This is a genomic window from Cupriavidus sp. FW216-B1, assembly GCF_058789195.1.
On sequence record NZ_JBYTEL010000001.1, the window covers coordinates 1,430,118 to 1,452,184 of the forward strand.

The window sequence follows — 22,067 nt, forward strand, 5'->3', positions numbered from 1 at the left end:
TCCTTTTTCCATAGAGAGGCACCTCATGGCACTACGTGATTTCAAGGTACTGACGTTCGACGTGGTTGGCACGCTGATCGATTTCGAAGGCGGCATGCTCGACTATTTCCATAGCGCCGTGCCCGGCAGCCCGATCACCGACGAAGCATTCCTCGCGGCTTACCGGCGCGCGCGCGCCGGCGACAAGACGATGTGGTATCCGGACGACCTGGAGCGCTGCTGGCACCTGATGGCGGCCGACCTCGGCTTTCCCGACTCCGACGAGCTGGCGCGCGGGCTGCGCGACTCGGTCGTGAACTGGAAGCCGTTCCCCGACTCGGTGCAGGCCCTGAAGCGGCTGCGCAAGCATTTCAAGCTGGTGGCCATGACCAATGCGCAGCGCTGGGCGCTGACGCACTTCGAGAAGGCGCTCGACTTCCCGTTCGACGACAGCAACACCTGCGATGACGCCCTGTCCGAGAAGCCCGACCCTCAGTACTTCGCCTATGCACGCGGCCGCTATGACGCGATCTGGGGCCTCAAGCAAGCCGACAATCTGCATGTCGCGCAGAGCCAGTACCACGACATCGGCGTGGCGCGGCAACTCGGCCTGAAGACCTGCTGGATCGAACGGCGCCATGCGCAGCCGGGATTCGGCGGCACCATGGAAGTGCCGCAGATCACCACGCCCGACTACCACTTCCATTCGCTGTCGCAACTGGCCGATGCCGTCGAGGCCAACGCCTAGGAAATCGCTTCAGGAAGATCCTGGCGCCGTGGCGCGGCACGGCAAGTACCCCTTGCGCTGTCCGCGGCCGCGCGGCTGGCCAGGACCGCTTCGCTTCATGTCGAAACAGCTTCCTGGTCCTCTCAACTCCCCGGCCGCGCCGTCAAGACGGGCGGCCTCAGCGCTTGCCTCATCATGCCCATCACCATCATCCCGAACTCCGTGCACTGCAACGACCTGGTCGACGACGGCCCGGTCGGACGACCGCTGAGCCAGCCTCCGTGCCGCACCAGCAGCCTGCGGGTCGCCCTGGAAGGCGCGGGCGACAACCGGACCGGCCTGTGGGAATGCACGCCCGGCTCCTATGAACGGCAGGTGCCGGAGGCCGAGGTCATGCATATCCTGGCCGGCTCCTGCGTGTTCACGCCAAGCGGCGGCGAGCCGTTGCGCATCAAGGCGGGCGACACGCTGTTCTTTCCCGCCAACACGACCGGCAAGTGGGAAATCCATGAGCCGCTGCGCAAGGTGTTTGTGATCCTGAAGTAAGGCGCCAGCCAAGGATGCGGACCGCGGCCAGGCCCGGTCCCGCAGAATCTGCGTTCCAGCCCCGCCAGTTTGCAATTCGCTATGGCGCAGCTCGGTCAAAACAGCGGCATGCGCGTCGGCATCGCCACTATGCTAGCCAGCATGAGCCCGATCGCCGCATCCACCCACTCTTCGCGAGCCCGGCCGGCAAGCGCCGTTGCGGCCAGCACGCAGCATCCGCGCCTGGGCATGGTGCTGGCCTATATCCACCAGCATCTGGGCGAGCCGCTGCCGTTGCGCAAGCTGGCCGCGGTCGTGGGGCTGAGCGTGGGCCGCTTCGTGACGGTCTTCAGGCAGACGGTCGGCATGACGCCGCACCGGTATATCAGCCTGAAGCGGATCCGCCATGCGCAGGCCCTGCTCCGGCAGGGGCTCTCCCCGTCGTTGGCCGCGCACGAGTGCGGGTTCTATGACCAAAGCCATCTCTGCCGCTGCATGAAAAGCGCGTGTGGCATGACGCCCAGCGAATTCCAGCTCACCGGCCAGGACACCGACCGGCGCAAGCCGTCGTCCCTCGGTGCCGAAGCCTTCCCCAGCGTCCCGTGAGAGCCGGGCGATGCGTCTGAAAGACTTCAACGTCCTGATTGCCGAACGGTGCCTCCGGCCCCCGGGGCGCGCAGCCGTCCGCGGGCCCGGGCGCATGTCTGGCGTCGTCGGCCGACGCTAGCCCTCCGATGTAAACAGCCGCTCGATCGGATAGTGCGTCTTGATGAACGGCGACTTGATGACGATGAAGCTGAAGTACTTCTCGATGCCGATCTTGCGGTCGAGCAGGCTCTCCATCAGTTCCTGGTAGTGGTTGACGCCACGCGTGATGAACTTGAGCAGGTAGTCGTAGCCACCGCTGACCAGATGGCATTCGACGATCTCGTCCACGTCCGCCACGGCCTTCTCGAAGCGCACGAAGTCTTCGCGGTGATGGTCTTCCAGCGTAATCTCGGTGAACACCGTCAGGACGTCGCCGAGCTTGTCCATGCAGATCCGCGCGCCGTATCCGGTGATGTAGCCCGCCTGCTCGAGCCGCTTGACGCGCAGCAGGCAAGGGCTGGCCGACAGCCCGACGGCGTCGGCAAGGTCCACGTTGGTCATGCGCCCGTTCTTCTGCAGGTGCGCCAGGATGCGAAGATCCAATCGGTCGAGTTTGACGGCCACGGACATGGTCCTTTGTCGCTTGTGAGTCACGCGGTATTTTCCACGCTGCCGGGCACCTGTGCAATTGGTGCGGACCCGCCTCCGGCAACCCGCGCGGCAGTCTGGCATTTGGCGCTGACTTGGCGCTGACTTGGCGCTGACTTGGCGCTGATTTGGCGCTGATCTGGCGCGGCTCAGTATCCCTTGCCGCGGTCCACCAGCCCGACCAGCGCTTCGCCGTCCCGGTGGCGGCGCAGATTGTCCAGCACGACCCGCGCCGCGGTCTCGGGCTGGGTCATGCTGGCAATGTGGGGCGTCAGCCATACCCGCGGATGACGCCACAGCGCATGGCCGGCCGCCAGCGGCTCTGGGTCGGTGACGTCGAGAATGGCCTCGCCGATCTGCCCCGCATCCAGTGCGGCCAGCAGGTCGGCGTCGCGCAGGTGCTGGCCGCGGCCGACATGCACGAGGCTGGCGCCGCGCGGCAGCGCATCGAACAGGCGCGCGCACAGCATGCCGCGTGTTTCGTCGGTCAGCGGCAGCAGGCAGACCAGGATGTCGGTGCGGCCAAGAAAGGCAGCCAGGCCATCCGCGCCGCTGAACGTGCGCGCGCCGTCGACGGCGCGCGGCGACCGGGCCCAGCCCGCGCAGTCGAAGCCGAACAGTTTCAGGCGCGCCAGCGCCGCTTGCCCCAGCGATCCCAGCCCGAGCACGCCCACGCGCCGGGAGGCGGCAGTGCGTACCTGGATCGGCCGCCATTGCTCGCACACCTGCTGGCGGCGATAGGCGGGCATGTCGCGGTGCAGCGCGAGCACCGAGAACACGACATATTCGATCATGCCGTCGATGATGCCGGGTTCGACCATGCGTACCAGCGGCACCTCGGCAGGCAAGGCGTCCAGGTCGAACTGATCGATGCCTGCGCCGGTGGAGAACAGCACGCGCAGGTTGGGGAAGCGCTGCGCGATGCCGTCCGGCGGCTCCCAGGCCGCCAGATAGGCCACCTGCGCGGGATCGCCGATGTCGGGCCACAGGCGAAAGTCGATCCCGGGTGCTGCCTGCGCGAACACTTGCGCCCAGATCCTGCCGCGCTCGGGGTCGGCCTTGTAGAGAAACGTTGCCTTCTGATCCATCTGTCGGTCCGGGTCGTGTGTTTGTGTGTCTGATCCGATGCCCTGCTCAACCGGTGGCCAGGTCGGCCAGGGCAAAGGTGGTGAAATCCGGCGAAGCCGGCGCGAACGCGCCTTTCTTCATCGCGCGCATGCCGCCCGCATGCACCAGCCCGAGGTCGCGCAGCCATGCTTCGATCTCCGGGTCCGCCACGGCGTCGATGCGCAGGAAGCGCCCGCCGGCCAGGCCGGCCAGATGCGCGATCATCGCCTTGGCCGGACCGGCGCCGGGCGCGACCACCGGGCCGATCATCGCGCCCCTGCCGAAGCGCCGCAGTATGGCGAAGCCGAGCGGGCCGTCGGCATGATCCAGCACCACCGCGCCCACGGCGTGGGCCAGCCACGCCTCGATCAGGCGACGGCGCCCGGCGCCGCTGGCCGCGTGGTCCATGGCGGCAATGCGTGGAAGATCCTTGTGTCCGGCCGGGCGGAGCCGGCAGCCCCGCGGCAGCGCCATCAGCGGCGCCTGGATGGCCTTGCCTTCGTAAGGGTGCACGTAGCCGCCCAGCGTGAAGCCGAGCCGCCGGCAGAACGCTTCGCTGTCCGTGGGCGCGTGCAGCAGCATGGGGCCATTGCCGGCTCCCGCGGTCAGCGTCTCCATCAGCCGCCGCCCGATGCCCCGGCCCCGCGATGCGGGCGCCACGCTGACCAGCCCGACCGACGCGCCGCGCGGCTCCCACAGCCAGCGCAGGCCAATGCCGGCGATGGTGTCGCCAAGCTGCGCGATACGGCCTTCGCCAAGGGCGAACAGCGTTTCCCAGTCGCTCGCGCGGTAAGGCCAGCGCAAGTGTTCCGACAGCGACAGGGCAGCGGCCAGGTCAGCCGCGACCATGTTGCGCAGATGCACGGGCTTGTCGTCCGACATGAGTGTGAGCGGTGCGGGATCCATGAGTGCGCCGGCCTCGCCGAAAGATGAATGAGCGCCAATGATGCGATGAACGGCGGGACCCGGGATAGGAAAAACTTGCTGTTTCCCGAGCGCACTGAACCGGTGCCACGGCCTAGGGTAATCCCTCGATTTTTTTGGTGCAGATGCACTTGCGCCGGGCACCTGGCACACCATGCCAAACAGACCCCGCGAAACCACAGCATCCACTGTCGCGAAGGCCAATATCCTACAAAGTCCTCGTTGGCCCATGCTTCAATGACACCGTGTTGACGCGCTTCGCCATGTCGCCGCCAGACAAGCGAGCGGCAACAGTGCCGCGTCGCCGCCGACGCAAGCCGGGCCGGCATCGCGCAGGACTGCGCGGGCGGTGGCGGGACAGCGAACCCGTATTGCCGTACTGCCGCATTGCCGTATTGCCGTATTGCACCCCCTGTTCTCACAATCGATATGAAACTCGAAAGCTACTGGAATGACGGCGTTGCCCGCTTCGCCGGCGCCACCGAACCATTGACGTCGAACGTGGACGTCGCGATTGTCGGCGGCGGCTTCTGCGGCCTGTCCGCCGCGCTGGCGCTGGCGCGGCGCGGCGCGAGCGTGGTGCTGCTGGAAGCGGGCAGCCGTCCGGCCGGAGAGGCTTCCGGCCGCAATGGCGGACATGTCAACAACGGGCTTGCGGTCGACTACGCCACGCTGGCGGCGCGCGTGGGCGCGCAGCAGGCGCGCGACTGGTATCACGCCTATGACGCCGCGGTCGATACCGTCAAGCACGTGATCGACGCCGAGCAGATCGACTGCGACTTCCTGCGTCATGGCAAACTCAAGCTGGCTTCCCGTCCTGGCCACCTGGACGCGCTCGCGCGCAGCTGCGATCTGTTGCGCCGCGACGGTGTCGACCTCGATGTGGAACTGCTCGACGCGGCGCAGACGCGTGCGGAAGTCGCCAGCGAGCGCTATCACGGCGCGCTGCTGTACAAGAAAAGCGGCCAGATGCACATGGGCCGCTTCGCGCTGGGCCTGGCGCAGGCCGCGGCGCGGCATGGCGCGCGCATCTATCTCGACACCCCCGTCCAGCGCCTGCAGCGCGTCGGGTCCGGCCACCGGCATCGCCTGCACACGCCGCACGGCGTATTCGAAGCGGACCAGGTGCTGCTGGCCACCGGCGCGACGCGTCATGGCGGCTATGGCACGTTCGGCTGGATCCGCCGCCGCATCGTGCCGGTCGGCAGCTTCATCCTGGCCACCGAGCCGCTCGGGCGCGAACGCGCACAGGCCTTGCTCGCGGGGCGCCGCACCTACGTGACGACCGCCAATGTCCATCACTATTTCCGCCTGTCGACGGACGACCGTCTGATTTTCGGCGGGCGCGCGCGCTTTGCCGGCTCGAACCCGCAGTCCGACGCCAAGAGCGGGCGGCTTCTGCGCGCGTCGATGCTGGAAGCGTTTCCGCAACTCGCCGACGTCGGCATCGATTACTGCTGGGGCGGTCTGGTCGACATGACGCAAGATCGCCTGCCGCATGCGGGGGAACGCGACGGGCTGTACTACGCGATGGGTTTCAGCGGGCACGGCACGCAGATGTCCGTGCACATGGGGCAATGCATGGCGCGCGTGATGGCGGGCGAGACCACCGCCAACCCGTGGCGCGCGCGGCAGTGGCCGGCCATTCCGGGGCACGTGGGGCCGCCCTGGTTCCTGCCCGCCGTCGGTCTCTATTTCAGGCTGAAAGACAAGGTGTCCTGAACGCACGCCGCTGCCGCGCGCCGCATGACAGCTTTGCCAGTCCCACTTTCTTCGTCATTCAGGAGCCCTTTGCCATGCCAGCCCCGAAACCGCCGGATGCCCTGATCGGCCCAGCCGGCCACAACAAGCGTCTCATGGGCCTTGCGCCGGTTCCGCTGGGCGGCCCGATGGGTCATTCGCGCGCCGGGCACGCCTGGCGCGCAGCCTGAGCCATCGAAGGAGGAAATATCGTGAACCTCTTCATCTTGCGCCTGCTGGCGCGCCGGATCGGGCTCGCCCTGGTCTCCCTGCTGGCGGTTTCGGCGATCGTCTTCGCGATCACCGCCGTGCTGCCCGGCGACGCCGCGCAGGAACAACTCGGACAGGACGCCACACCGGAAGCCCTGGCTGCCCTGCGCGCCCAGATGGGACTCGACGTGCCGGCACCGCAGCGCTACGCGCACTGGCTCGGCAATCTCGTCAAGGGCGACGCCGGCGAATCGCTGGTCACGCACATGCCGGTCAGCGAGACGATCGGCAGCCGCCTGCCGCTTTCGCTGCTGCTTGCCGGCCTGACCGCGCTGATCTCGGTGCCGGTCGCGCTGACCCTCGGCATTCTCGCCGCCGTCTATCGCGGCACCTGGTTCGATCGCGCCGTGAGCCTGGGTTCGGTCGCGGTGGTCTCGATTCCCGAGTTCCTGGTGGCCACCCTGGCCGTGCTGCTGTTCGCGGTGCAGTTGCGCTGGCTGCCCGCGCTTGCCTATATCGGCAGCGACGATTCCTGGGAAAAGGTGCTGCGCTCGCTGGCGATGCCGGTGCTGAGCCTGTGCTGCGTGATCGTTGCCCAGATGCTGCGCATGACGCGCGCGGCGGTCATTGACCAGCTCAAGGCCCCGTACGTCGAGATGGTCCAGCTCAAGGGCGCCTCCGCCACGAGGATGGTGCTGTTCCACGCCTTGCCCAATGCGGTCGGCCCGATTGCCAACGCCGTGGCGCTCAGCCTGTCATACCTGCTTGGCGGCGTGATCATCGTCGAGACGATCTTCAACTATCCGGGCATCGCCAAGCTGATGGTCGACAGCGTCGCGCAACGCGACATGCCCGTCGTGCAGGTCTGCGCCATGATCTTCTGCGCGGCCTACCTGGTCCTCGTCACGCTGGCCGATGTCTGCGGCATCGTCGCCAACCCGCGTCTGCGTCACCGCTGACACCCTGCCGGAGCCGTTGTCATGTCTACTACTTCCAACACGCATGCGGCAGTCACGCCGCCCGGGGCGCGCCGCCGCCCGGGCCTGCCTGCCCTCGGCCCGGCCGGATGGATCGGCCTGCTGATTCTTGCCGCGTGGCTGATTGCCGCCATCGTCGGGCCGATCGTGATCCCGCAGGACGGCACCCCCGTGGGCGAGGTCCAGATCTTCGGCCGGGTCAGCGCCGCCCACTGGCTCGGCACCGACTACCTTGGCCGCGACATGCTGGCCCGTGTCATTCTCGGCGCGCGCTACACCGTGCTGGTGGCACTGGTGTCGACACTGTTCGCCAGCGGCATCGGCATCACGCTCGCGCTCCTGGCCTCGGTCAGCGGACACTGGGTCGACGCCTGCCTGAGCCGGGGCCTGGACACGCTGACCGCGATACCAAGCAAGATGTTCGCGCTGATCATGGTCGCGGCGTTCGGCTCCACGGTCTGGATGCTGGCCATCACCGCCGCGGTCATCTATGTCCCCGGGGCCTTCCGCATCGCGCGTTCGCTCGCGGTCAACATCAATGCGATGGACTACGTGACGGTCGCCCGCACGCGCGGGGAAGGCATCGGCTACATCATGCGCCAGGAGATCCTGCCCAATATCGCCGGCCCGATGCTGGCCGACCTGGGGCTGCGCTTTGTCTACGTCGTGCTGCTGCTGGCCAGCCTGAGCTTTCTCGGGCTCGGCATCCAGCCCCCCGATGCCGACTGGGGCTCGCTCGTGCGCGAAAACATCGGCGCGCTGTCCGACGGCAGCATGGCCGTGGTCGCGCCCGCGCTGGCGATCGCCAGCCTGACGCTTGCCGTCAACCTCGTCATCGACAACCTGCCGGGCCGCTCGGCACGCAACGGAGCGAAATAATGGGGACTTCCGTCAAGGTTACCGACCTGCGCATCACCGCGGGCCAGGCCACGCTGGTCGACGGCGTCAGCTTCGAGATCGAGGCGGGCAAGGTGCTGGCGCTGATCGGCGAATCCGGCTCGGGCAAGACCACCACGGCGCTCGCGCTGATGGGCTACGCGCGGCATGGCTGCGAGATTTCCGCGGGCAGCATCCAGGTAGGCCAGCACGACGTGCTGGGGCTTTCGCCCAACGAGCGGCGACGCCTGCGCGGCCGCTCCATCACCTATATCGCGCAGAGCGCGGCGGCGTCGTTCAATCCGTCGCGCACCATCATGGACCAGGTGGTGGAGCCCGCGCTGATTCACGGTTTGCTGGACCGGCGCGCGGCCGAGCAGAAAGCGGTGGCACTGTTCCGCGAGCTGGCGCTGCCGAATCCGGATTCGATCGGCGAGCGCTATCCGCACCAGGTATCCGGCGGCCAGTTGCAGCGGCTGATGGCGGCGATGGCGCTGATCACCGATCCCGACCTGGTCATCCTCGACGAGCCGACCACGGCGCTTGACGTGACGACGCAGGTCGAGGTGCTGCGCGCCTTCCGGCGCGCGGTGCGCGATCGCAAGACAACCGCGGTGTATGTCAGCCACGACCTTGCGGTGGTGGCGCAGGTGGCCGACCAGATCGTGGTGCTGCGCGACGGCAAGATGCGCGAGGCGGGCGAGACCGACCAGATCCTGTTCCGGCCGGCCGACGAATACACGCGCAGCCTGCTTGCCGCGGCGCGCCCGGCGCGGCGCCAGGGAACGGCGGCCGCGGCGCAGGCGCAGCCGCCGCTGCTCGAAGTGCGCAATCTGTCGGCCGGCTACGGCCCCGTCGATTCGGCCGGACAGCCTGCTGTGCGGATCCTGGAAGGGGTTGACCTGACGCTGTACCGGGGCCAGGCGATCGGCGTGATCGGCGAGTCCGGTTCCGGCAAGACCACGCTCGCGCGCGCCATCGCGGGCCTGGTGCCGCTGTGCGGGGGCAGCATCGTGTTCGACGGCGCGGCGTTGAAGCCGACGCTGGCGGGGCGCAGCCGAGAGGAACTGCGGCGCATCCAGATCGTGTTCCAGATGGCCGACACCGCGCTCAATCCGGTGCGAACCATCGAGGACATCCTGGCCAGGCCGCTGCAGTTCTTTCACGGCCTGCGCGGCGAGGCGTTGCGCGCCCGCATCCGCCGGCTGCTCGACCTTGTGCGGCTGCCCGCCGGCGTCGCGCAGCGTACCCCGGCGGGGCTGTCGGGCGGCCAGAAGCAGCGCGTCAACCTGGCGCGCGCGCTGGCGGCCGAACCGGAGCTGATCCTCTGCGACGAAATCACTTCCGCGCTGGATACGGTGGTGGGCGCCGCCATCCTCGACCTGATGGCGGAGTTGCGCCGCGAGCTGGGCGTCTCCTGCCTCTTCATCAGCCATGACCTGCACACCGTGCGCGCGATCTGCGACGAGATCGTCGTCATGCAGCACGGCCGCAAGCTGGCGCAGGTACCCCATGCCGACTATGACAGCAGCGGCAACCACCCCTACTACACGCTGCTCGCGCGCTCGGTGCCGGAGCTGCGCCGCGGATGGATCGACGAGGTCGACCTGAACATTCCCGGCGCGGTGCCTGCCGCGCAACCGCATGCACCGCACCCATCCCTCTGAATTCGCATGAAAGGAGCCATTCCGATGTCGTTGTCTCTCCAGAACACAACCCTGCTGCCCGGGCGCAACCTGATCGGCGCCGAATGGAGCAGTGCGGCCGACGGCCTTACCCTGGCCGTGACCGATCCGGCGACCGATGAAGTGTTTGCCCAGGTGCCGGACAGCGGCGCGGCCGATGCGCGCCGCGCCGTCGACGTCGCGCATCGGGCGTTCTCTACCTGGCGCAAGGTCCCGGCCAAGCAGCGCGCGCAGATCATCAAGCGCTGGAACGACCTGATCGTCAGCCACGTCGAGGACCTGGGGCGCCTGATCTCGCGGGAACAGGGCAAGCCGCTGGCCGAGGGCAAGGGCGAGGTGCTGTATGCCGCCAGCTATGTGGAGTGGTTCGCCGAGGAAGCGACGCGGGCCGACGGCGACGTGATCGCCGCCCCGGTGGCGGGCCGCCGCATGTTTGCGCTGCGCGAGCCGGTCGGCGTCATCGCGGCGGTGACGCCGTGGAACTTCCCCGCCGCGATGATCGCGCGCAAGATAGCGCCGGCGCTGGCCGCCGGCTGCACGGTGGTCTGCAAGCCCGCCGAGGACACGCCGCTGACCTCGCTGGCGCTGGTCAAGCTGGCCGAGATCGCCGGGGTGCCGCCGGGCGTGCTGAACATCGTCACCACCTCGCGCGAGCGCGCGCCGGCGGTGGTCGACGTCTGGCTCGACGACCCGCGCGTGCGCAAGATTACCTTTACCGGCTCGACGCCGGTTGGCAAGCACCTGGCGCGGCGCTCCGCGGATACGCTGAAGAAGCTGTCGCTCGAGCTCGGTGGCAACGCGCCGTTCATCGTCTTCGACGATGCGGATATCGACGCCGCCGTCGACGGCCTGATGGCGGCCAAGTTCCGCAATGGCGGCCAGACCTGCGTGTGCCCCAACCGCATCTACGTGCAGGACAAGGTGCACGACGCGTTCGTCGACAAGCTGGCGTCGCGCGTGGGCGCCCTCGTGGTGGGCCCGGCAAGCGATCCCGCTTCGCAGATCGGCCCGATGATCAATGCGCGCGCGGTGGACAAGATCGAACGGCATGTCAAGGACGCGGTCAGCCGCGGCGCGCGCGTGGTCGTGGGCGGCGAACGTGTGCGCTCAGAGCGCTGCGCGGGTCCGAACTACTACGCGCCGACGGTGCTGGTCGATGTCGACGACACGATGGCATGCTCGTGCGAGGAAACCTTCGGCCCGGTCGCGCCGGTGACGCGCTTCCATACCGAGGCGGACGTGATCGCCGCGGCCAACGCGACGCCGTTCGGCCTCGCGGCGTACTTCTACTCCAATGACGTGCGCCGCATCTGGCGCCTGGCCGACGCGCTGGAATCCGGCATCGTCGGCGTCAATGAAGGCGCCGTCGCGGCGGAGGCCGCGCCGTTCGGCGGCATCAAGGATTCCGGCTACGGGCGCGAGGGCTCCCGCCACGGCCTGGAAGAGTACATGCACATCAAGTACGTGTGCCAGGGGCTGCTGGACTGACCGCCGACAGGCACCGCCACGCAAGGCGGCCGACAGATGCCGGCCGCCTTGCCTTGCCGCCAGCGCGGACTCGCGCGCCAGCGAAGGAACTGCCGTTGGCGCGGCGATAACGGTATTCGCTGCTGCGCGGCCCCGTGAATTCGGGAGAAGCTGCAAGACCTTGATCCCTATACTCGTTCCGAACCGGACGGGGAAGCGCTGCCAGGAACTGCCGGATGGCGCCCGTGGCCGGAGCAATGAGCGATCGGGTTCGCCATCTCGCCGCCATCGGGCGGCGCCGGTGCCCTTCTCCCTGACCCTCCGGTCGCATGCGACCACGCATAGACCACCAAGCGACGAACGCCAATGCCATCTCCACAGGCCCACGAGCCCACCGACATCAACGTGCTGCTGCGGCTGCGCAAGCGCCTGGAGTCCGCCACCACCGCGGAGGTGCGCTTCGATGCGGTCACTCGCGCGGTGTATGCATCCGAAGCATCGAACTACCGGCAGGTGCCGCTGGGCGTGGTGATTCCCAGGACGCTGGAGGACCTCGAGACCACCGTGCGCGTCTGCGGCGAGCTGGGTGTCGCCATGGTGCCGCGCGGCGCGGGCACATCGATGAGCGGGCAGTCGGTCAACCTGGCGGTCTGCATCGATCACTCGAAGTACCTGCATGCCGTCGAGGCTGTCGATCCGACGCAGCGCATCGGCAGGGTGCAGCCAGGTGTCATCTGCGACCACCTGAAGCTGGCCGCGGCCGCGCACGACCTGACTTTCGGCCCGGATCCCGCGACCCACAGCCGCTGCACGCTGGGCGGCATGATCGGCAACAACTCCTGCGGCGCCCACTCGGTCATGGCCGGCAAGACCGTGGAGAACATAGAACGGCTGGAGATCGTGACGGCGACCGGCGCGCGCTTCTGGGTCGGCGCCACCGACGACGCCGCCTATGCCGAGCACATGGCCGCCGGTGGCGAGCGCGCGCGCATCGTGCGGGGCCTGCGCGAGCTCGCCGAACGCTACGCGGACGACATCCGCGCGGGGTTTCCACGCCTGAAGCGCCGCGTGTCGGGCTACAACCTCGACCAGTTGCTGCCCGAGAACGGCTTTCATATCGCCCGTGCCCTGGTCGGCTCCGAAGGCACTTGCGCGACGGTGCTGCGCGCCGAGACCCGGCTGGTCGAAGGCTTGCCGCAGCGCGTGCTGCTGGTGCTGGGCTTCGACAGCATCTTCGACGCGGCCGACTGCGTGCCGGCGCTGCTGGCGCTCGGGCCGATCGCCATGGAAGGTCTCGACACCGGCATCATCGGCGGCCTGAAAGAACTCGGACTCAAGCTCGACGACATTGCCGAGCTGCCGGCCGGCAACGCCTGGCTGATGATCGAGTTCGGCGCCGTGCAGCGGGCGGACGCAACGGCGCTGGCCGAGCGCGCCGCCGCCGCCGCGGCGAGTTTCCCGAGCCGCCCCAGCCGGCGCGTGGTCGCCGATGCCGCCCTGATGGGCCGCCTGTGGTCGATCCGCGAAACCGGGGCGTCGGCCACCTCGCTGTCCACCGTGCCGGGCCAGCCCGATCCGACGGTCGGCTGGGAAGACGCCGCCGTCGAGCCGGCACTGCTTGGCCCCTATCTGCGCGAGTTCTCGGCGCTGGTGGCGCGCTACGGCTACAAGACCAATATGTACGGGCATTTCGGCGATGGCTGCATTCATTCGCGGATCACGTTCGATCTGCGCTCGGAAGCCGGCGTCGATGACTGGAAGCGCTTCCTCGCGGAAGCGGCGGCGCTGGTCGTCAAGTACAAAGGATCGTTGTCGGGGGAACATGGCGACGGACAGGCCAAGGGCGACTTCCTCCACCTGATGTTCTCCCCGCGCCTGATGCAGGCATTCCGCGAGTTCAAGGCCCTGTGGGATCCGCGCGGCCTGATGAACCCGGGCAAGCTGATCGACGCCATGCCGGTCGACGAGAACCTGCGTCTGGGGCCCGGCTACAAGCGCGATACGCGCGCGAGCGTGTTCTCCTACCCGATGGGCGATGGCCAGGGCTCGGGCTACGGCCGCGAGACCGAGCGCTGCATCGGCATGGGCAAGTGCCGCTCGCTCGAAGGCGGCACCATGTGCCCGAGCTTCAAGGCCACGCGGGAAGAACGCTATGCCACGCGCGGACGCGCGCGGCTGTTCTTCGAGATGCTCAACGGCGAGGTCATCAGCGAGACCCGCGACGCCGAGGCCGTCAAGGATTCGATGGACCTGTGCCTGTCGTGCAAGGGCTGCAAGAACGACTGCCCGACCCACGTCGACATTCCCAAGTACCGCAGCGAATTCCTGCACCGCTACTACCAGCGGCGCCTGCGTTCGCCGATGGATGCGGCGATCGGCCGCATCGGGCAGTGGCTGCCCGCCGCGACATACGTTGGCGGCGCGCTCAATGCCGCGCTGCGCAATCCGGTCGCGCGCCGCATCGGCCAGCTGTTCGGCCTGGCGCGCACGGCGAATTTTCCCGACATCGCCCGCCGCGCCTTCCTTCGCGGCGCGACGGCGAAGCGGCTGCGCGAGCAGCCCGTGCATGGCTACGGCCCGCGCGATGTCCTGGTGTGGACCGACACCTTCAACAACGGGTTTACGCCCGGCGTGCTCGAAGCCGCCGTGACCGTCATCGAGCGGCATGGCTGGCATGCGCGCCTTGCCACGCGGCACGTCTGCTGCGGGCGGCCGCTCTACGACGTCGGCATGCTCGACGCGGCGCGCCGCAACCTGCTCGAGATTCTCGACGTGCTGGCCGGTCCGGTCGCGGCCGGGGTGCCCGTGCTGGTGCTGGAGCCAAGCTGCCTGTCGGTGTTCCGCGACGAAATGCCCGCCCTGCTCCCCGACGACCCGCGCGCCGGGGCACTGTCCAGGCTCGTTGTCACGATGGCCGAGTTCGCCACGCGGGCGGACATCGCGCTCGGCGCGGACACTGCCGTCCACCTGCACGCGCACTGCCATCAGCGCGCGTGCGGCGGCACCTCGGCCGAAAGCGGGTTGGGCGCGAACGTGCTCGATACCGGCTGCTGCGGCATGGCGGGCGCGTTCGGCTATCACCGCAAGACGGCCGAGATCGCCCGCGCGATCGGCGAAAGCACGCTGGTGCCCAAGCTCGCCGGCCTGCCCGCGCAGGCGCTGGTCGCCGCCGACGGCTTCAGTTGCCGCACCCAGATCCGCAAGCTGACGGGGCGCGAGCCGCGCCATCTCGCCGAGATTCTTGCCGCGTCAGCGCCCGCCGGCGCCAGCGCGGCGCCCGCGTTTCATCCAGAACCGCAACCGCAACCCCAGTCGAAACCAACCCGCGACGTCGATCTCGCGGACCATGAAAGAGGTGTCATCCAATGAGTCAATCCAACCAAGCCCATATCGCGGCGCGCACCGAACATGTGCCGCATGGTGTCGTCACCGCCCATCCCCTGTTCGCGGAGAAAGCCGAAGGTGCCTATCTCTGGGACGTGGAGGGGCGGCGGTATATCGATTTCGTCGGCGGCATCGGCGTGCAGAATATCGGCCACAATCACCCGAAGATCGTCGAGGCGGTACGCCGTCAGCTCGATCGCGTCACGCATGCGGCGTTCCAGGTGGTGGGCTATGACGTCTATGTCGAACTGGCGGCCCGGCTGAACAAGCTGGTCGGCGGCGGCGAACCTTACAAGTCGCTGCTCGTGACGACAGGTGCGGAGGCGGTCGAGAATGCCATCAAGATCGCGCGCGCCTACCGCAATGTGCCCGGCGTGATCGCGTTCCGCGGCGGCTTCCACGGCCGCACGCTGCTGGGTTCGACACTGACCGGCATGAGCACCCCGTACAAGCAGAACTTCGGCCCGCTGGCCGGCGAGGTCTATCACACGCCGTACCCGGACGAATACCGCGGCTTCACGGGCGCCGACGCGATCCGCGCGCTCGAAGAACTGTTTGCGACGCAGATCGCACCGGAGCGCGTGGCGGCCATCATCCTCGAACCCGTGCAGGGCGACGGCGGCTTCCTGCCGGCCGGCAACGAATTCCTCCAGGCACTGCGCGCGCTGACCACCAGGCATGGCATCGTGCTGATCCTCGACGAGATCCAGGCCGGCTTTGGCCGCACCGGAAAGATGTTCGGCTTCCAGCATGCGGGCATCCAGCCCGATCTGGTCACGGTGGCGAAGAGCCTGGCCGGCGGCATGCCGCTGTCCGGCGTGGTCGGGCGCGCCGAGATCATGGACGCGCCGGCGCCGGGCGGGCTTGGCGGCACCTATGCGGGCAACCCGCTCGCCTGCGCGGCAGCGCTTGCCGTGCTCGACGTATTCGAGGAAGAGCAGATCCTGTCCGGAGCGCGCGCGCTGGGCGAAACGCTGCGGGCCGGGCTGGAGCGCCTGGCAGCCGAATTCCCGGCGGTCGGCACGGTGCGCGGCGTGGGCGCGATGCTGGCGCTGGAGTTCGTGCGAAATGGCGATCCGCTGCAGCCGGATGCGGAGTTCGCCCAGGCAGTGATCGACCGTTGCCGGGAAGGCGGCCTGCTGGTGATCAAGTGCGGCGTGTATCGGAACAACCTGCGGCTGCTTGCGCCGCTGAATACCCCGGCGGAGACGGCCGAGGAAGCGCTGGCGATTCTGCGCGCGGCAATCGAGAAGACCAGCGCGAAGCGCTAACCCGCGGCAGGCGGGCGCCGTGTGCCGGTTTCCGCCTGCTTTGCGCGAATGACATTGCGTGGGGGATTATGCGTGGGAGTGGGTTTCGATGGCGGGACGGATTGCCGGAGAACCGAGGGTGCTTGTCGAGCCGGAACGATCCTTCGATCCGGCCTGACTTCGAAGGCAGCTTCATGAGGTACAACGGCCAATATTGCCGTGGATACAAATGGGTGGCTGCTGATGGTGAACCTGACGCCTGCAGACATTGCCGACAGTACAGGGGCAGTGACGGTACTGGAGGCCTTGAAGAGGCGTTGGCCGGGCCTGAAACATCTGTTTGCTGATGGCGCGTACGATCGTCGCGCGCTGATGGACAAAGCCGCGACGCTCGACTTTGTCGTCGAGGTGGTGCGTCGCCACGAGGATCAGGTTGGCTTCGCGGTTCTGCCCCGGCGTTGGGTAGTGGAACGGACCTTCGGCGGGATGATTCGCTGGTGCCGCCTGGTCAGGGACTACGAGCGACGTCCCGACATGTCCGAGGCAATGGTCTATATCGCAATGGGCGGACTTCTACTACGCAGAGTCGCCCATCCTTGAATTTTCAAACAGGCTCTGAGAGCCGGGTCAGGGGTTTCCGACCAGCCACTCGCTGTAGGCGAAGGCGGCCCGGGCCTCGGCAATCAGCCCGTCCAGCCTGGCGGCGTCCTCCATGATCGGCCCCGCCGCCGCACGCAGCATCGGCTCCCAGTTCGTGGCCACGAGCGCGGCCGTCGCCTGCAACCAGGCGCCCGCCGCGTCGGCGTCCACCCCGAAATGGCCCGCCGCGGCGGTCAGCCGCGGCACCCCGGTGCGGGCCGTGCCGTCGGCGTTGGTGGCCATGGACAATCCGGGGCCGTCGGCGAGCGGCTGCGGCATTCCAGTCATGGCGGGCGTGATGTCGAACGCCGGCGCCAGCCGCCAACCGCGTTTGGCATGGCCGTCATGCAGCAGGCCGTGGTTTAGCGGGTGATCGTCGACGTTGCCGACCAGGGCGTTGAAAGCCATGCGCTGCCACAGCTCGCGCAGCAGCGCGCCCAAGTCGTCGCGCCCCCTCGCCCACACGCGCACGGCATCGCCAAGGTTCAGGTAGGAGCGCTGCGGATCGCCCCTGACCGCGTCCAAGGGGAGTCGCAGCACCGTGTGGGCACTGGCGAACAGGCGGCGCTGCGGGCGATACGGATCCCCCGCGCGGTCAAACCGTTCGACCAGCAAGACCTGGTGCGAGCCGAAGGTGTGCAGCACCACTGGTGCCACGTCCAGCCCCGCCATGTTCGCCAGGCGCATCGTCACGAACTCACGGGCCGGCATAGCCGGCCGGTCGCCGCGGTCCTGCATCTTCGCCAGCCAGAGGCGGCCTTCATGCACCAGGGTCGCCTTCGGGCGCTCCCCGCCCGCGCTGGTGTCCAAGTCCTCGTTGAGCCGGCGCAGCGCTCGGTTGGCTGGCGCGGCCGCGTCCAGCTCTTCGGCGATGGACTTCAGTTCCTCCAGGCCCTTGGGCCGCCAGGCCAGCTTGCGGTCCATGTCGACGCAGACCTCAATGGCCCCGACGCCATCCGGGACCCCGCGCTCGAGCAGCTCGAGGGGGCTCAGTTCGGTCCCCGCATGCGCATGCAGGCGGTCCGCACCGTAGCCCGCCGGCTTAGCATCGCGGATCACGCCAGGGAGACCGTCGGCGGCAGAAATGGCGATACCGCGGGCACTGCGCACGAGGCGAAGCGCCACCGGATCCAGGGGGAGCGCGTCGCCGCGCGCAAGATAGTCGGGCCGATAGTTGAACCGGGCGGTGCGCTCGACCGTGAGATCGGCTGCATGCAATGGCGTGTCGCTCCCTGGCAGCCAAGTCCAGACAGGCACCGTCGGCATCAGCGGCCAACCCGCCGTTCGGCAAACGGAATGGCCTCAGGGTCGCGGTGTGGATCGAGCACCTCGTCCACCTGGCCCAACAAGTGCAGGCCTTGCAGGACCTTGAGCAGGTTGCCAATTGACACGCCGTCGGCGCCCTCCTCCAGCGATCGCAGCGTCGAGGGCGACACATCCGACAGGCTGGCGAGTTGCTCTTGCGTCATTTCCCGCAGTCTCCGCGCGAGGATCAGGCGCTTCCCCAAGCGCTCCAGGGAGCTCTTGACCAAGACAGGGGTGTGCTTCGGCGAGCGACGCGGTGGAATCGATGGCATGGTTCAAAAATAAGGGTTATTCGCCATAATATCAACAAAAAACTCTAGAGAATTATTGTCATTATGCGGATGCGATTTAAACACATCACTTCTTGGCTGCGGGAGGGACTACCCCCGCACTGCCCCGCGGCACCGGCCAGCTGACCGCAGCATGCTGCCGAGCCGACCTCAATGCAAGGAGCGCGCTGGCGCCGGCGGGGTCGGCCAGGCTGGCTGGGATCTTCGACGCCGCGGATTGCCTGCACGCACCTGGCAGGCTGCCACACGCTAGGTCTGCAGCGACCTCGAAACGGAGACGAGCGTTGGCCATGGAGGGCGGCTGACGACCCGAAGGCGACCTTCAGTATTGCCAACAGCGGTCGTTCAAGCGCTAAATTAACAGGCTCGTAGTAGCTAGATAGCGAGGGTGAAATTGCCTAAAAAATATGAGATTTGGCAAGCCATTGCTGGAGATGGGTCTTCGCAGACAGGCCTTCTTTGGGAGGGGCAGCCCAGCATTGAGGACGAAGTCAGCCGCGGTTTGTGGGAGGGCACGCCCGTTCTGTTGGTCACCTTTGAAGCCGATAGCTATGAAGAGGCCTGCCAAAAGTACAACGATCATTTTGGTTGGGGTAAATACCATCCAATGTGATTTCGCCATTGCGGCGAAGAAGGCGTGTGCCTAAGCCTCCAGCGGCTGCTAGTGGCCGGTCTCTGCCTGCCGGATGACGGTTGCCATGGCCCGCCGGCTCTAACCGACCCGAAGCTGACGCCAATGCGGCCGACAGCAGGCGCTCAGAATCTTTGTCCAGACGAGAAAACCCGCTCGCCCGCACCGCCGTTCATGGTCAAAGTGAGGTAAAGTGACTCCGGCCCAGCGTGCCGCTGTTCGTGGAGTGTTGGTACTGTATGAATATCCATTTCGCCTTAACAGCACTCGTGCGGGATGCAGGCCGCGATCCATGCGCCGATGTTAGGGAGACAGGTGGCGGTGTTACACAGCAACGCTGTTTTCCTAAAACCAAGTTAGAACGTATGCGCACACTGTAATTTTTAAACCACAAAGGAGAGCATTCATGGCACTTAAACCAGGGCCAAAGCCGATAGCAGAATCAACAGGGAAACCGGATCAGCGCCGCCGTGATAACAAAACCACACCAGGGAATACACCGTCCCTCAAACCTAGCAAATCTAGCAATCCGCCAAAAAATAAATGACAGGGGGCTCTCGTTAATTTGCCCTTCTAACCCGGCAGTCGATCGGACCTGCGCGAAATGCCGCGCAGGCCGCTCACTTCGACGTTGGATGACGGCTCTTGGCCGATGATCCGACTGGCTGCTCCTGGCCGAAATACGACATCCGCTACCCTTTCCTTCCCCACATAAAGCGCCCTCACGGAAGCCTGGCCCGCTGCCCGTCCCACCACGTGGGAGGCAGCTTGACAAACCCCTCCCCATCCTTCGCATTGAAGTCATAGCGGACACGGTCATCGATCCAAAGCAGGCGAGGAACGTCGGGATCAAGATAAGTGCGCTCCGCAAGCATTTCGCCGCTGCGGGCATCGTAGAGCCGAAATACCACGCCCCATTCACGCGGCAGGTAGCATGTCTCGCCGGTGTAACTCCCGACCGTCTCGCGCCGGCATTCTCGCGCGCCCGATCTGTTTAGTGCGTCATAGCAATATGGCAGGCTCGCCAGCATTGCGACCAACAGAGTGCCAAGTATGAACAGGTGCTTCCGCCGCTGCCTTGTGCTGCTCACAGATCAAGCCCCACAACTAGCGGCCCAGGCCATTGCCTCCGCCTTGCAACCTGCCATCTTCTTCCACGACCACGGCAATATCAAACCTTGCATGTAGTAAGGAAGCGGCTCGTTTCCGTTCTCCATCTTTCCGTCCTCCGACTTGGCGCATGATTTTTGAATTAACACGCGAGTGACTACGGAAATAAATCGGTGAAGTCCGAATCTGGACGAAATTCCTTCTTGACTGTACCAATTGGGTGCGAATTCATGCCGGGGCTGCAAGGCCCTAACCGGCCTTGCAGTCCCCTTCCCAAAAATCAACGCTGGCGCGTCAACTATCGCCCTCGACGCGGCGCCCTTCACCGCCCAGCGCAGCAAGCTCACTCAACACCGCCGTCTCATGCGCAAGCCCTGCGGCCAGCGCCAGGAGACGGCTCTGCCCTTCCCTCGCGATATGGCTGGCGCAAATTGAGCCGTCAACCTGCTCGCTGGCCGCCACCAGCAACGCATTCAACTGCGCCGCTTTCTCCGCGGCCAGACTCAAGGGATTTTCGGAAGGCGCATGCGCGGTGACAAACATGTCCGCGCCGGTATGTTCGGCAGTAATGCCGTAGGCAGTGTGTTTACGCATGGGACGCCCTCCGCTGGTGAGCGCGCCTGTGCGTATTGACGATGGAAGTGCCGAGAAACGCCGATTGCCCGGGATGGGCGAACGAAGACTGAAGCATTGGCTTGCCTCCTCTAAAGCGATTTCGATCCCGCTTCCCGCTGCTATTCGGGGTGGGCGGGCGCAAGGCAGGGTTAGCAGACCGGTAGAGGACCGGCGAGCCCGAAGGCTCCCCCACCCAGGCCCGCCCGTATGGGCGTGCGAAGGCATGACGAACAAAACCGCCCGAAGGCGGCTGTCCGTCCCTCATAAACAGGCTGCTAAACCCGGTCACCGCGAGCGCGGCGACGAGAGGAAGTATACCTTCGGCGGAGTCACGCCGACACGACTCTACTAGCTTTTGAGAATTCAGGACATAGGGTTAGCCAGCCCGCAACCCGGCGCCGGCCAAACCCCCACCCCCTCACTTCGCCAAAACCCCCCGAATCGTCTCGGCCAGATCCTTGGCCAAAAACTTGGACACATAAGCATCCGCCCCAACCTTGCGCACATGATCCTCGCTCGCCGTCCCGGACAGCGAGGAATGGATCACCACCGGGATCGACTTGAAGCGCGCGTCGCCCTTGATCTTGCGGGTGAGCGTGAAGCCGTCCATCTCGGGCATTTCGAGGTCGGTCAGCACCAGGGCGATTTCGTCCTGCACGGTGCGGCCGGCGGCGGCGGCATGTTCGGCGATTTCGCCGAGCTGCTGCCAGGCTTCTTCGCCGGTCTTGGTCATGAGCACGGGCACGCCCATGGCCTTGAGGCCTTGCTCGATCAGGCTGCGGGCGAAGGCGGAGTCGTCGGCGGCGAGGATCTTGGCGCCGGGGCGCAGGTTGAGCTGGGGGCCGACGGTCTTGGGGTCGACTTCGGGCTGGCGGGTGGGCAGCACGTCGCGCAGGATCTGTTCGACGTCGAGCACCTGGACCAGGCGGGGGTTGTCGGTGTCGGTATCGAGCTTGGCGATGCTGGTGACGAGGTCGCCCTTGACGCTGGTCTCGGCGGAGACGACCTGGTTCCATTCGAGGCGCACGATTTCTTCCACGGCTTCGACGGCGAAGCCTTGGGTGGAGCGGGCGTATTCGGTGACCAGCAGAATGTTGAGGCCGCTCTTGGGCGTGCAGCCGACCAGCTTGGGCAGGTCGATGACGGGGATGACCTGGCCGCGGATGTCGGCCATGCCGAGCATGGCGGTGCCGCCGCCGACCACGGTCGTGACCTTGGGCATGACCAGGATTTCGCGGACCTTGAAGACGTTAATGCCGAACAGTTCGCTGTGCGTGGACTGGTCGGACTCGCCGAGGCGGAACAACAGCAATTCGAACTGGTTGTTGTTGGTGAGGTTGGTCCGTTCGTCGATGTCTCTCATCGCGCTGCTGCCGCTCATACGCTTCCT

At 66.8% G+C, this 22,067-nt stretch carries 18 protein-coding genes and 1 pseudogene; 12 read left to right on the forward strand and 7 right to left on the reverse strand.

Going from position 1 to position 22,067, the window contains the following annotated elements; all coding sequences use genetic code 11:
- Positions 1-25 precede the first annotated feature (25 nt).
- The 3 genes from AC3WXD_RS06235 to AC3WXD_RS06245 all read left to right on the forward strand — a co-directional run bounded on the left by AC3WXD_RS06235 (position 26) and on the right by AC3WXD_RS06245 (position 1,837).
- Positions 26-727, forward strand: coding sequence for an HAD-IA family hydrolase (locus AC3WXD_RS06235; RefSeq protein ID WP_020203724.1), 702 nt, complete (start codon positions 26-28; stop codon positions 725-727).
- Between the two features lie 174 nt (positions 728-901).
- On the forward strand, positions 902-1,252 hold the full coding sequence (locus AC3WXD_RS06240; RefSeq protein WP_020203723.1) for a cupin domain-containing protein: 351 nt from the start codon (positions 902-904) through the stop codon (positions 1,250-1,252).
- Between the two features lie 81 nt (positions 1,253-1,333).
- Entirely contained in the window at positions 1,334-1,837 is a 504-nt protein-coding gene (locus AC3WXD_RS06245; RefSeq protein ID WP_492323279.1) for an AraC family transcriptional regulator, read from the forward strand.
- A 117-nt stretch (positions 1,838-1,954) separates the two neighbouring features.
- Here the strand turns inward: AC3WXD_RS06245 and AC3WXD_RS06250 are convergent, their stop codons facing one another.
- The 3 genes from AC3WXD_RS06250 to AC3WXD_RS06260 form a co-directional block, all read right to left on the reverse strand.
- Positions 1,955-2,449 carry an Lrp/AsnC family transcriptional regulator gene (locus AC3WXD_RS06250; RefSeq protein WP_020203722.1) on the reverse strand — a complete coding sequence of 165 codons (495 nt, stop codon included), beginning with the start codon at positions 2,447-2,449 and terminating at the stop codon, positions 1,955-1,957.
- 167 nt (positions 2,450-2,616) lie between these two features.
- A complete protein-coding gene (locus AC3WXD_RS06255; RefSeq protein WP_492323280.1) occupies positions 2,617-3,555 on the reverse strand; it encodes a 2-hydroxyacid dehydrogenase in 939 nt (312 codons plus the stop codon).
- A gap of 46 nt (positions 3,556-3,601) precedes the next feature.
- On the reverse strand, positions 3,602-4,480 hold the full coding sequence (locus AC3WXD_RS06260) for a GNAT family N-acetyltransferase (protein ID WP_231586502.1): 879 nt from the start codon (positions 4,478-4,480) through the stop codon (positions 3,602-3,604).
- Between the two features lie 447 nt (positions 4,481-4,927).
- Here AC3WXD_RS06260 and AC3WXD_RS06265 point away from each other — a divergent pair, with 447 nt between their 5' ends.
- The 8 genes and pseudogenes from AC3WXD_RS06265 to AC3WXD_RS06300 form a co-directional block, all read left to right on the forward strand.
- Positions 4,928-6,220, forward strand: a complete 1,293-nt coding sequence (locus AC3WXD_RS06265; protein WP_020203719.1) for an NAD(P)/FAD-dependent oxidoreductase — start codon at positions 4,928-4,930, stop codon at positions 6,218-6,220.
- 230 nt (positions 6,221-6,450) lie between these two features.
- The gene (locus AC3WXD_RS06270; RefSeq protein ID WP_020203718.1) at positions 6,451-7,407 is read left to right on the forward strand and encodes an ABC transporter permease; all 957 of its coding nucleotides are present in this window, start codon (positions 6,451-6,453) and stop codon (positions 7,405-7,407) included.
- 21 nt (positions 7,408-7,428) lie between these two features.
- Complete coding sequence (locus AC3WXD_RS06275; RefSeq protein ID WP_020203717.1) at positions 7,429-8,304, forward strand: ABC transporter permease; 876 nt, start codon at positions 7,429-7,431, stop codon at positions 8,302-8,304.
- Positions 8,304-9,968: an ABC transporter ATP-binding protein gene (locus AC3WXD_RS06280; protein WP_492323281.1), complete on the forward strand. Its 1,665-nt coding sequence runs from the start codon at positions 8,304-8,306 to the stop codon at positions 9,966-9,968. Before AC3WXD_RS06275 ends, AC3WXD_RS06280 begins: the two co-directional genes overlap by 1 nt.
- A gap of 24 nt (positions 9,969-9,992) precedes the next feature.
- Positions 9,993-11,474 (forward strand): NAD-dependent succinate-semialdehyde dehydrogenase, encoded by a 1,482-nt coding sequence (locus AC3WXD_RS06285; protein WP_492323282.1) that lies wholly within the window; start codon positions 9,993-9,995, stop codon positions 11,472-11,474.
- Between the two features lie 345 nt (positions 11,475-11,819).
- Positions 11,820-14,822 carry an FAD-binding and (Fe-S)-binding domain-containing protein gene (locus AC3WXD_RS06290; RefSeq protein WP_492323283.1) on the forward strand — a complete coding sequence of 1,001 codons (3,003 nt, stop codon included), beginning with the start codon at positions 11,820-11,822 and terminating at the stop codon, positions 14,820-14,822.
- Entirely contained in the window at positions 14,819-16,108 is a 1,290-nt protein-coding gene (gene gabT / locus AC3WXD_RS06295; RefSeq protein WP_059412567.1) for a 4-aminobutyrate--2-oxoglutarate transaminase, read from the forward strand. The genes AC3WXD_RS06290 and gabT overlap by 4 nt, the downstream gene beginning before the upstream one ends.
- Positions 16,109-16,285: 177 nt before the next feature.
- Positions 16,286-16,687 (forward strand): annotated as a pseudogene (locus tag AC3WXD_RS06300) (transposase); the annotation flags it as partial.
- Between the two features lie 27 nt (positions 16,688-16,714).
- Here the strand turns inward: AC3WXD_RS06300 and AC3WXD_RS06305 are convergent.
- Together AC3WXD_RS06305 and AC3WXD_RS06310 are read right to left on the reverse strand one after the other, a co-directional pair.
- Positions 16,715-17,944, reverse strand: coding sequence for a type II toxin-antitoxin system HipA family toxin (locus tag AC3WXD_RS06305; RefSeq protein WP_492323284.1), 1,230 nt, complete (start codon positions 17,942-17,944; stop codon positions 16,715-16,717).
- A 47-nt stretch (positions 17,945-17,991) separates the two neighbouring features.
- Entirely contained in the window at positions 17,992-18,303 is a 312-nt protein-coding gene (locus AC3WXD_RS06310) for a helix-turn-helix domain-containing protein (protein WP_029044204.1), read from the reverse strand.
- Between the two features lie 406 nt (positions 18,304-18,709).
- Between AC3WXD_RS06310 and AC3WXD_RS06315 the strand changes: the two genes are divergently transcribed.
- Positions 18,710-18,934, forward strand: coding sequence for a hypothetical protein (locus AC3WXD_RS06315; protein WP_231401704.1), 225 nt, complete (start codon positions 18,710-18,712; stop codon positions 18,932-18,934).
- A 1,422-nt stretch (positions 18,935-20,356) separates the two neighbouring features.
- Here the strand turns inward: AC3WXD_RS06315 and AC3WXD_RS06320 are convergent.
- A complete protein-coding gene (locus tag AC3WXD_RS06320) occupies positions 20,357-20,656 on the reverse strand; it encodes a hypothetical protein (RefSeq protein ID WP_492323285.1) in 300 nt (99 codons plus the stop codon).
- Positions 20,657-21,095: 439 nt separating this feature from the next.
- Complete coding sequence (locus AC3WXD_RS06325; RefSeq protein WP_020205812.1) at positions 21,096-22,058, reverse strand: chemotaxis protein; 963 nt, start codon at positions 22,056-22,058, stop codon at positions 21,096-21,098.
- Positions 22,059-22,067: the final 9 nt, after the last annotated feature.

Coding starts and splice junctions, on each gene's coding strand:
- AC3WXD_RS06235 (WP_020203724.1), top strand. CDS start 26: ATGGCACTACGTGATTTCAAGGTACTGACGTTCGACGTGGTTGGCACG.
- AC3WXD_RS06240 (WP_020203723.1), top strand. CDS start 902: ATGCCCATCACCATCATCCCGAACTCCGTGCACTGCAACGACCTGGTC.
- AC3WXD_RS06285 (WP_492323282.1), top strand. CDS start 9,993: ATGTCGTTGTCTCTCCAGAACACAACCCTGCTGCCCGGGCGCAACCTG.
- AC3WXD_RS06280 (WP_492323281.1), top strand. CDS start 8,304: ATGGGGACTTCCGTCAAGGTTACCGACCTGCGCATCACCGCGGGCCAG.
- AC3WXD_RS06260 (WP_231586502.1), bottom strand. CDS start 4,480: ATGGATCCCGCACCGCTCACACTCATGTCGGACGACAAGCCCGTGCAT.
- gabT (WP_059412567.1), top strand. CDS start 14,819: ATGAGTCAATCCAACCAAGCCCATATCGCGGCGCGCACCGAACATGTG.
- AC3WXD_RS06250 (WP_020203722.1), bottom strand. CDS start 2,449: ATGTCCGTGGCCGTCAAACTCGACCGATTGGATCTTCGCATCCTGGCG.
- AC3WXD_RS06325 (WP_020205812.1), bottom strand. CDS start 22,058: ATGAGCGGCAGCAGCGCGATGAGAGACATCGACGAACGGACCAACCTC.
- AC3WXD_RS06275 (WP_020203717.1), top strand. CDS start 7,429: ATGTCTACTACTTCCAACACGCATGCGGCAGTCACGCCGCCCGGGGCG.
- AC3WXD_RS06265 (WP_020203719.1), top strand. CDS start 4,928: ATGAAACTCGAAAGCTACTGGAATGACGGCGTTGCCCGCTTCGCCGGC.
- AC3WXD_RS06255 (WP_492323280.1), bottom strand. CDS start 3,555: ATGGATCAGAAGGCAACGTTTCTCTACAAGGCCGACCCCGAGCGCGGC.
- AC3WXD_RS06320 (WP_492323285.1), bottom strand. CDS start 20,656: ATGCGTAAACACACTGCCTACGGCATTACTGCCGAACATACCGGCGCG.
- AC3WXD_RS06310 (WP_029044204.1), bottom strand. CDS start 18,303: ATGCCATCGATTCCACCGCGTCGCTCGCCGAAGCACACCCCTGTCTTG.
- AC3WXD_RS06245 (WP_492323279.1), top strand. CDS start 1,334: ATGGCGCAGCTCGGTCAAAACAGCGGCATGCGCGTCGGCATCGCCACT.
- AC3WXD_RS06290 (WP_492323283.1), top strand. CDS start 11,820: ATGCCATCTCCACAGGCCCACGAGCCCACCGACATCAACGTGCTGCTG.